11 protein-coding genes are annotated in these 9,132 nt (G+C 68.5%); 6 read left to right on the forward strand and 5 right to left on the reverse strand.

Going from position 1 to position 9,132, the window contains the following annotated elements:
• Positions 1–100: 100 nt before the first annotated feature.
• Positions 101–886, forward strand: a complete 786-nt coding sequence (hisN, locus tag AB0H49_RS33470) for a histidinol-phosphatase (protein ID WP_355003843.1) — start codon at positions 101–103, stop codon at positions 884–886.
• Here hisN and AB0H49_RS33475 read toward each other — a convergent pair whose 3' ends face one another.
• Genes AB0H49_RS33475 through AB0H49_RS33485 form a run of 3 tightly spaced genes read right to left on the reverse strand, consistent with a single transcriptional unit; the run spans position 887 to position 2,817 of the window.
• Complete coding sequence (locus tag AB0H49_RS33475) at positions 887–1,414, reverse strand: GNAT family N-acetyltransferase (RefSeq protein WP_355003844.1); 528 nt, start codon at positions 1,412–1,414, stop codon at positions 887–889. It abuts the gene before it with no gap.
• Between the two features lie 47 nt (positions 1,415–1,461).
• Complete coding sequence (locus AB0H49_RS33480) at positions 1,462–2,427, reverse strand: SMP-30/gluconolactonase/LRE family protein (RefSeq protein ID WP_357256912.1); 966 nt, start codon at positions 2,425–2,427, stop codon at positions 1,462–1,464.
• Between the two features lie 24 nt (positions 2,428–2,451).
• Positions 2,452–2,817, reverse strand: a complete 366-nt coding sequence (locus AB0H49_RS33485) for a MerR family transcriptional regulator (RefSeq protein WP_357256914.1) — start codon at positions 2,815–2,817, stop codon at positions 2,452–2,454.
• Positions 2,818–2,876: 59 nt separating this feature from the next.
• Between AB0H49_RS33485 and AB0H49_RS33490 the strand changes: the two genes are divergently transcribed.
• Positions 2,877–3,638, forward strand: a complete 762-nt coding sequence (locus AB0H49_RS33490; RefSeq protein ID WP_357256916.1) for an alpha/beta hydrolase — start codon at positions 2,877–2,879, stop codon at positions 3,636–3,638.
• Between the two features lie 3 nt (positions 3,639–3,641).
• On the opposite strand, the gene AB0H49_RS33495 is transcribed toward AB0H49_RS33490, so the two are convergent.
• The gene (locus tag AB0H49_RS33495; protein WP_357256918.1) at positions 3,642–3,911 is read right to left on the reverse strand and encodes a hypothetical protein; all 270 of its coding nucleotides are present in this window, start codon (positions 3,909–3,911) and stop codon (positions 3,642–3,644) included.
• Here AB0H49_RS33495 and AB0H49_RS33500 point away from each other — a divergent pair.
• Positions 3,910–4,059 carry a hypothetical protein gene (locus AB0H49_RS33500; protein ID WP_357256920.1) on the forward strand — a complete coding sequence of 50 codons (150 nt, stop codon included), beginning with the start codon at positions 3,910–3,912 and terminating at the stop codon, positions 4,057–4,059. The genes AB0H49_RS33495 and AB0H49_RS33500 overlap by 2 nt on opposite strands.
• Positions 4,060–4,118: 59 nt before the next feature.
• Here AB0H49_RS33500 and AB0H49_RS33505 read toward each other — a convergent pair whose 3' ends face one another.
• On the reverse strand, positions 4,119–4,421 hold the full coding sequence (locus AB0H49_RS33505; protein ID WP_357256922.1) for a hypothetical protein: 303 nt from the start codon (positions 4,419–4,421) through the stop codon (positions 4,119–4,121).
• A gap of 292 nt (positions 4,422–4,713) precedes the next feature.
• Between AB0H49_RS33505 and AB0H49_RS33510 the strand changes: the two genes are divergently transcribed.
• The 3 genes from AB0H49_RS33510 (at position 4,714) to AB0H49_RS33520 (ending at position 9,057) form a co-directional block, all read left to right on the forward strand.
• The gene (locus tag AB0H49_RS33510; RefSeq protein WP_355003850.1) at positions 4,714–6,105 is read left to right on the forward strand and encodes an acyl-CoA dehydrogenase family protein; all 1,392 of its coding nucleotides are present in this window, start codon (positions 4,714–4,716) and stop codon (positions 6,103–6,105) included.
• Positions 6,106–6,139: 34 nt separating this feature from the next.
• On the forward strand, positions 6,140–7,363 hold the full coding sequence (locus AB0H49_RS33515; RefSeq protein ID WP_355003851.1) for an acyl-CoA dehydrogenase family protein: 1,224 nt from the start codon (positions 6,140–6,142) through the stop codon (positions 7,361–7,363).
• Between the two features lie 1,052 nt (positions 7,364–8,415).
• Complete coding sequence (locus AB0H49_RS33520; protein WP_355003857.1) at positions 8,416–9,057, forward strand: hypothetical protein; 642 nt, start codon at positions 8,416–8,418, stop codon at positions 9,055–9,057.
• The last annotated feature ends 75 nt before the right edge of the window (positions 9,058–9,132 follow it).

Below are 9,132 nucleotides of genomic sequence, written 5' to 3' on the forward strand. Positions count from 1 at the left end.
TTTGATCACTCGGCCCACTACCCATGCCTCCGCCTTCGCTGCGGCCGTGCGCGGGCTGTCGACGGACTCCGTCCGGCTGCGTCCATTAGGGTTTGCGGACGTGGCTGCTCACTCCTCTGACCTGGAACTCGCGTTGCGGCTGGCCGACGCGGCCGACTCGATCACCAAGGCGCGGTTCGGCGCGCTGGACCTGAAGGTGGACGCCAAGCCGGACCTGACGCCGGTCTCGGACGCCGACCTCGCGGTGGAGCGGGCGATCCGCCACACGCTGACGCAGGAGCGGCCTGCGGACTCGGTGCTCGGCGAGGAGTTCGGCGGCGACGCGGAATTCGCCGGACGCCAGTGGGTGGTCGACCCGATCGACGGCACCAAGAACTTCGTGCGCGGCGTGCCGATCTGGGCCAGCCTGATCGCGCTGTTGGAGGACGGGGTGCCGGTGGTCGGCGTGGTGAGCGCGCCCGCGCTGGCGCGGCGCTGGTGGGCGGCCGCGGGTTCGGGCGCCTGGACCACTTTCCATCCCGGTGCGCCGCACCCGATCTCGGTGTCCGCCGTCGCCGAGCTCGACTCGGCGAGCCTGGCCTTCTCCAGCTTGTCCGGCTGGCGCGAGCGCGGCATGCGCGAGGACTTCCTCGCGCTCACCGACGACGTGTGGCGGGTGCGCGGCTACGGCGATTTCTTCAGCTACTGCCTGCTCGCCGAGGGCGCGGTCGACATCGCCACCGAACCCGAAGTGTCGCTGTGGGATCTGGCCGCCCTCGACATCCTGGTCCGCGAGGCGGGCGGGGTCTTCACGTCACTGTCCGGCACGCCGGGACCGCACGGCGGCGACGCCGTCGCGACGAACGGACTTCTGCACGAGGCGGTGCTGTCCCGCTTCGCGCGCTGATCAGCCCAGCAGCTTCTCCATCAGAACGACGCGGTCGGTGCCGTGGAACTGCGGAGGCAGCGTCGTCTCCCGCAGCTCGGTGAAACCCTGTGCGGCGTAATACTTCCGGAGCGCACGATTGTCCGCGGCGGTGTCCAGCCGCTGGCGGTCGAGCCCGCGCGCCAAGGTGCGTTCGGCGCAGAACGCGAGGGCGCGCGCGCCGAGCCTCCGGCCGCGGTGGCCCGGCGCGACCATCAGTCCGTGCACGTACCCGGCTTCGATCTCGTCGGGTCCCCAAAAGTCTGGGTCATGCCAGATCAGCCGCACGGCCGCCAGCACCTCGCCGGTCGGCTCGCGTCGCACGTACCATTCGCCGCGCGCCGCCTCGCGCGCGAGGATCGCGACCGGATACTCGCCGGGCAGCCACTGCGCGATGCCGTTGTCCACCATCCAGCGCGCCAAGCCATCGCGCATGGCGATGATCGGCGCGGCGTCGGCCGTGGTCGCCGGAACCATCTCGAGGGGTTCGAGCGCTCGGGAATCCACCATGCCCGCCAACCTACTTGGCGCGCGGACGCCGCAGGCGCAGGTTCCGGCTAGCGCCGCCGTTCGTCGGCGGGTGTGAGGTCGAGACCGGACGGTGGGCGCAGGCGGCGCAGTGCGCCGTCCATGCTCGTGACGTACAGTGCCCAGCCGTCGCCGTCGCGCACGATGCGCACCGAGGTCGCGCCGTCCGGCGGGTTACGGAAGGGGCCGGGCTTGATCAGTCCGGTGATGATGGCGCAGGCCGCGCCGGTGGCGGTGTCGACCTGGTAGACGGCGCCCAGCGCGTGATCGGCGACGAACAGCAGGCCGTCGCGGGTGGCCTCCATGTCGTCGGGCAGCGCGAGCAGTTGCGGGATGCCGGTGACGGCGCTCCAGCTGTTGGGCGCGTCCAGCGGGATGCGGAAGACCTTCAGTTCCAGGCTGTCGGTGAAGAGGGACCGACCGTCGGGGGCGAGCGCGAGTCCGTTGGTCAGCGGCAGCGCCGACCAGGTCTTGGTGTACTCGCCGGTGGACGGGCGGTAGCGCGAGATGCCGGTCGGCGGGGCCTTGATGCCGATGGTCGTGAACAGCAGATCCCCGTCGGGAAGGACCAGCAGGCCGTTCGGTCCGTTCAGGCCGGTCAGCAGGACCTCGACCGCGCCGGTGTCGATGTCGTAGCGCCGCAACGTGCCCGGCGCGGCGTCGAGGCCGTCGCCGGTCAGGAAGTACACGGAGCGGCCGACCACGCGCACGCCCGCCGGGTGGTCGAGCCCGGTGACCAGCGGTTCGAAGCGACCGGCGGCGTCCACGTGGGCGAGGAATCCGTCGAGGATGCCGGTGACGTAGAACCCGCCCGCACCGTCGCTGTCGAGATTCTCCAGATTGCCGACACCCTCGACGACGGTCTCCACGCCCCAACCCTGCGCACAGGACGCGGGCACGAAATCACCACTGGCCGTCGGCGATCCGATGACCGATCCGGCCGCGAGCGCCAAGAGCGCGGCGCCGAAACGCATACTCCCCATCCATGATGGCATGCGGCATACGCTAATGCCCGCGAGTCACTCTCGCGCGAGCCAGTCACGGATGGCATCGCGCTGGACGCCGAGCAGAGCACGCTGCCGCACGAGTTCGGCGATCTTGCCGTCGAGTTCGGCGTAGCGCTGTTCCACGATGTCGAGCGACTCGTCGCAGGGCAGCACCCACCGCGTCGGATCCCACAGACAGGGCAGCAGACCGCGGATGTCCTCCGTCGACATTCCGGCCGAAAGCAATTCGCGAATGCGCGCGACCCGCACTTGTGCGTCCTCGCCGTAGACGCGGTAGCCCTTGGCGTCTCGGCCGGGCAGCAACAGACCCTGTTCCTCGTAGTAGCGCAACAGCCGCGGGCTCACGCCGCAGGCCCGCGACAGGTCTCCGATCAGCATGTGACTCCGCTCACTCCGGGTTGGCCTTCACATCCATGTCAATACCTAACTTCTGCGGCATGACTGCGATTCCTCTGACCACCACCGTCACCGGGTCCGGGCCCGGCATCGTCCTCGCGCACGGAGCGAGCGGATCGATCGAGAGCAATTTCGGCGGCATCGTTGCGGCACTGGCCGCGAAGCACACCGTGGTGGCCTCCGACTATCCGGGCGACGACACCTGCCTCGACGTCGACGGACTCGCCGACGCCTTGGTCGCGGCCGCGGTGGAGGCGGGCGTCGAGACGTTCACGATCATCGGGTACTCGCTCGGCACCACGGTCGCGGTGCGCGCCGCGGTGCGGCATCCCGACCGGATCCGCGGATTGGTGCTGGCCGCAGGCTTTTCGAAGGCGGACAACCGCGCCAGGATCGTCGCGCAAGCGTGGCAGGATCTGCTCGATCTCGGCGACACCGAGACGTTCGCGCGGCTGTCGGCCTTGGTGGGATTCTCGGCGGACCACCTCGAGTCGCTGTCCGCGGCGGCGTCCGACGCGCTCGTCCGCCAGATGGCCGGGTCCGTTCCCGGCGGCACCCGACAGCAAGCGGTGCTCGTCGAAAACGTCGACACCACCGATGATTTGGCACACGTCACGGTGCCGACCCTGGTGGTGAACGCCACGGCCGACCTGCTCATCCATCCGGCCAACTCGCGCGCTCTCGCGGCCGCCATCCCCGGCGCGGAGTACACCGAGATCCACGCCGGACATGTGCTCATGATCGAGCGGCCCGAGGAGTGGTGGAAGACCATCGACGAATTCCTGTGTCGGCACGGACTCTAGCTGTCAGCCGAGATACTTTGCGCGCGGCCAGAGTTCATGCCACGGTGCGCGGAGTTCGCGGCACACGAACAGCGGCTCGCCCTGCTCGTCGATGCCGAGGCCGTTGTCGATGCGGTAGGCCTTGCCGCCGGTCAGCAGAAACACGACGAACAGCAGGACATAGGTGACAGGGAAAGCTCGATAGCGCGGTTCCCGCCACAACCGCCAGAGCCCGTAGCCCCACAGCGGCGCGAGCAGCGGACCCATCAGCCCGAATCGCAGAAGCACGAACATGATCGGCGAATCCGAGGTGCCCGACGAGCCGCCCGCGATGGCGCGCGCGACGTCCCACTGTGGCCATCCGCTGTTCGCCGGCCACCAGCCCGATCACAAGCCACCAGCCGACACCGCCCTGGCCACCAGCGGGGTGAACGGCGGCTGATCCCGGCCACGCGAGACCAACGCACCGTCCGATGCGACGGCCCCGCGGAGCCGCCTCCGTCAGCCCGCGCTACCCGGCCGCGCGGAGCCGGTTCCCGACCCCGTCGCCGAACCGGACTCCCCCGATCCCGACCCCGCCGACCCGGACGGGAATCCGACCTCGCCCGAACCGAGGTCGATGCCCGTCCCGCCCTCGCCCGAGCCCAAATCGAAGACCGGTGCGCCGGAACCGAAATCGACCCGCGGCGGGCCGCCCGGATCCACATCGATGGGCGTCAACGGCAGTCCGGGCGCGGCGCCCGCGACCGGTGCGCCCAATCCCACCGCCACCGCGAACCCGGCCGATACCACAAGTCGTTTCATGAACAAGACCTCCATTTCGGGGGCAACTATGTGCCGACACCGTAGCCGAATCCGCAGCGTTGTGAAGTACATTCGTTTCACTATTCGGCAATACGTGAGGTATCACTGAAAAAACGGCAGACACCTGGGATCGAGAGGCGAATCGGTCGACCGTCCAGCATGCGTCGGCAACCTCCGGCAGCATCGACTCCGATGGCCGCTCGACGGTCTTCTTACTCTGGAGTAAGATTGCCTTACTCAGGAGTAAGATAGCTGGGACAAGACCTCACCCACCCACCCGAGAAAACAGGTGATGATGAGCACTCGAGACAGCGCAACGACGCGACGTCCAGACACGTCAGCCGTCGGCCTCAACCAGCCCAAGCGGGACTGGATGGGTGCCGCGATGCGGGTCATGACAACCCTCACCGGGTCGGAGCTCGCCGAGAAGTACAACCTGCGCAAGCCGATCGAGCGAGTCACCTACGAAGGCACCAAGACCGGCTTCCGCACCCTGGGTGCGGCCACCCGCGCGTTCAACAAGGTCGCTGGCGGCGGCGCCCCCAAGCGGCTCGCGGACAACGAGTCGAAGAAGAAGGACCTCTTCGACATCACCCCGTCCGACGAGCAGCAGATGATCGTCGAGACCGTACGCGAATTCGCCGCCGAGATCCTGCGCCCCGCGGCCTACGAGGCCGACAACTCCGCCAAGGCGCCGCGCGACCTGCTCGAGCGCGCCGCGGAACTCGGCATCACCCTGATCAACGTGCCCGAGGAGCTCGAGGGTGCGGCCTCCGAACGCGGCGCGGTCACCAACTCGATGGTCGCCGAGGCGCTCGCGCACGGTGACATGGGCCTCGCGCTGCCGATCCTGGCGCCGAGCGGCGTCGCGGTCGCCCTCTCCCAGTGGGGCACCGATTCCCAGCAGAAGACCTACCTGCCCGCCTTCACCGGCGAGAACGTGCCGCAGGCCTCGGTCGTGATCAACGAGCCGCGCGCCCTGTTCGACCCGTTCGCCCTGCAGACCAAGGCCACCCGCTCCCCGAGCGGCTACCGCCTCAACGGCGTCAAGAGCCTGGTGCCCGCCGCCGCGGACGCCGAGCTGTTCCTGATCGCCGCCGAGCTCGACGGCCGTCCCGCCCTGTTCATCGTCGAGTCCGACGCGCCGGGCCTGGTCGTGGAGGCCGACCCGAGCATGGGTCTGCGCGCCGCGGGCATCGGCCGCCTGCTGCTCAACGACGTGGCGGTCTCCGCCGACGCCGTGCTCGGCGACGGCGACGCCAAGACCCGCGCCGAGGAGTACGCCGACGCGGTGCGCCTCGCGCGACTGGGCTGGGCTTCGCTCGCCGCCGGCACCAGCCAGGCCGTGCTGGACTACGTGATCCCCTACGTCAACGAGCGCGAGGCGTTCGGCGAGCCGATCTCGCACCGCCAGGCGGTGGCGTTCATGGTCGCCAACATCGCCATCGAGCTCGACGGTCTGCGGCTCGTGACCCTGCGGGGTGCGTCACGCGCGGAGCAGGGCCTGTCCTTCGGTCGCGAGGCGGCGCTGGCCCGCAAGCTGGCCACCGACAAGGGCATGCAGATCGGCCTGGACGGCGTCCAGCTGCTCGGCGGCCACGGCTTCACCAAGGAACACCCGGTCGAGCGCTGGTACCGCGATCTGCGGGCCGTCGGCGTCGCCGAGGGTGTCGTGCTCATCTGATCGGCTCGTTCCTTCCTTCAGGAGACCTTCAACAATGATCAATCTCGAACTCCCCAAGAAGCTGCGGGCCAGCGCCAACCAGGCCCACCAGGTCGCCAAGGAGATCTTCCGGCCGATCTCGCGCAAGTACGACCTCGGCGAGCACGAGTACCCCGTCGAGCTGGACACCATGGCCGCCATGGTCGAGGGCCTGGCCGACTCCGGCACCCAGAAGATCGGCGGCGCCGCGGGCGGCCGCTCCGAGGAATCCGACGCGCACGCCACCGAGCTGCTCGGAAACACCAACGGCGGCAACATGTCCGCGCTGCTGAACGCCCTGGAGACCTCGTGGGGCGACGTCGGCCTGATGCTGTCGATCCCCTACCAGGGTCTCGGCAACGCGGCCATCGCGGCCGTCGCCACCGACGAGCAGCTGAAGCGCTTCGGCAAGGTGTGGGCCGCGATGGCCATCACCGAGCCGTCGTTCGGCTCCGACTCCGCCGCCGTCACCACCACCGCGGTGCGCGACGGTGACGAGTGGGTGCTCAACGGCGAGAAGATCTTCGTCACCGCTGGTCAGCGCGCCACCCACATCGTGGTGTGGGCGACCGTCGACAAGAGCCTCGGTCGCGCGGCGATCAAGTCGTTCGTCGTGCCGCGCGACGCTCCCGGCCTGTCGGTGGCCCGGCTCGAGCACAAGCTCGGCATCAAGGCCTCCGATACCGCCGTGCTCCTGTTGCAGGACTGCCGGATTCCCGCCGACAACATCCTCGGCAGCCCGGAAGTCAACGTGGAGAAGGGTTTTGCCGGGGTCATGCAGACCTTCGACAACACCCGCCCGCTGGTCGCCGCGATGGCCGTCGGCGTGGCCCGAGCCGCGCTCGAGGAGCTGCGCGCCATCCTGACCGCCGCGGGTATCGAGATCTCCTACGACACCCCGGCGATCAACCAGCACGCCGCGGCGGCCGAATTCCTGCGCATGGAAGCCGATTACGAGTCCGCCTACCTGCTCGCGCTGCGCGCGGCGTGGATGGCCGACAACAAGAAGCCCAACTCGCTCGAAGCCTCCATGTCGAAGGCCAAAGCGGGCCGCACCGGCACCGACATCACCCTCAAGGCCGTCGAACTGGCGGGCACCATCGGCTACTCCCAGCGCACCCTGCTGGAGAAGTGGGGCCGCGACTCGAAGATCCTCGACATCTTCGAAGGCACCCAGCAGATCCAGCAGCTCATCGTGGCGCGGCGGGTGCTCGGCAAGACCAGCGCCGAGCTGAAGTGACGCGCTGACCTGAAGCGAAACAGGTGCGGGGTCGGGTGGCCCCGCACCGGTTTCGTCGTCTCTGATGTCGAGCCCATCGCACGACCGCTCGCTCAGGCCGCCCGTAGGCCGTCATCGTCGGAAAGCTACCGGGGCGGCGCAGTTTCTGCGGTGGCCAACTCAGCCGTCACCGGTGGGATGACCGGAGCCTCGAACCGGCCACCTGCACCGGCCGGATAGTCCTCAGGGGCGCGGACAGTTCCACGACTGCCCTTGATGGCCAGGGCAGTAGACACGGATAGTCGCACGAGCACGGAGTCCGTAACTACCGTTGGGCCCGTCCGGAGCGGCGTAGACATACTTGGCCTCGATGTCATATGTGCCCTGTTTCGACGGTGTCCATTGCATCGTTGCGGTGCCGTTCGATGATTGGATCGGCTGGTAACAGGTCGTTATGCGATCGACGGTGGTACAGAAGGTCGCTGTCCCTTCCATTGCGGGGTCCGCAGTGATCGTCAGCGAATAGGTTGACCAGACAGAGTAGGTCCCATTGTCCGAGGACATCGTCAAGCGAGCTTCAGCCGCAGAGGCGGTGGGCGCGGCGAGCACCATTACCGCAGCGGCCACCGCAGCACCGAGACCGAATCGGCGCACGCGCCTGCTCGAAAAAGTTGTAATCATGGATGATTCCCCCTCATCTGCGAGTTCTGCGCAGGTATGCGGCCGGGCCACATTCCGTCGTACACGGTATCGGAAAGTGCCCCAGGGAACAATGTGAACAGCGCTGTGTCCCAACAGATCTCACGATCGCGACGTTCTGCGGGCGGACAATGCGCGCGTGAGTGCAACGATCGGTGGCTCGCGGCCCGCACGCGAGCGCGTCTTCGTGGCTGTCACGACCTCCGGTGGGTAGCCCTGCCGGGTCGGCGGCCTGCGTTGTGCGCCTGAGCCAGTTGTTGTTCGGGGTGGGTTGTGGTGGGGTTTCGAGGGTCGGTAGGGTCCCGGGGGTTACCGCGAATCAGCGGAGGAATTTCAGTAAGGCTGTACCAAGGACTCTGGCAAGGAGATTGGTTATGCGTCGACTGAGTTTCAAGCGTCATCTCACCGCGGCGGCGGCCATTTCGGCCGTGTTGGCGACGGTGTTCAGCGGGAGCGCGGCGGCGGAGCCCGAGGTCCCGACCGTGGACTGGGGCGTCGCGGTGCAGAAGCTGCGGGAGGCCGCCGAAGGTAATCCCTTGGCGGAGGAGGCGATCGAGCGACTCCTCGCCGAGCGGGACCGGTTGCCCGCCAAGAGCAAGGTCGCGCTGCCCGCCCAGCCGTTCCAGATTCCGGCCCAGTCCGACATCGGCCGCGGCGGGGGCCCCGGCGTGTACGGGTCGGGCATCGCGCTGGGCACCGACGGCTTCCGCCTCGGCTTCTTCGGCGGTCCCGGCACCATCTCGCCGAACCAGGGCGGCGCCAAGATGGAAGCGCTGTGGGTCAATCTGTCCAACGGACGCAGCGGCACCGAGGTGCTCTACGAGCACAACGACGTTCCGGTCGACACCACTATCCGTTCCAGGGCGCTCGACCTCGGTCCCGGCATGATCGTCTCCGCGGTGTACGGAACCCTGTGGCACCGTTGGTCGGTCCCGGTCAGCGACGCCAACCCGGACGGCTACCAGTACCAGCGCGGCACCATCTCCGTCCCCTCGATGGGCGCGGTCTACAACTGACCCTCGGTTCGTCGCGGCGGCCCACCGCCCCGCGCGACCGCGGCTTACCCCGGGGAAACCGTGACCGAAGCCCCA

Source organism: Nocardia sp. NPDC050713 (genome assembly GCF_040654315.1).
GTDB lineage: Bacteria > Actinomycetota > Actinomycetes > Mycobacteriales > Mycobacteriaceae > Nocardia.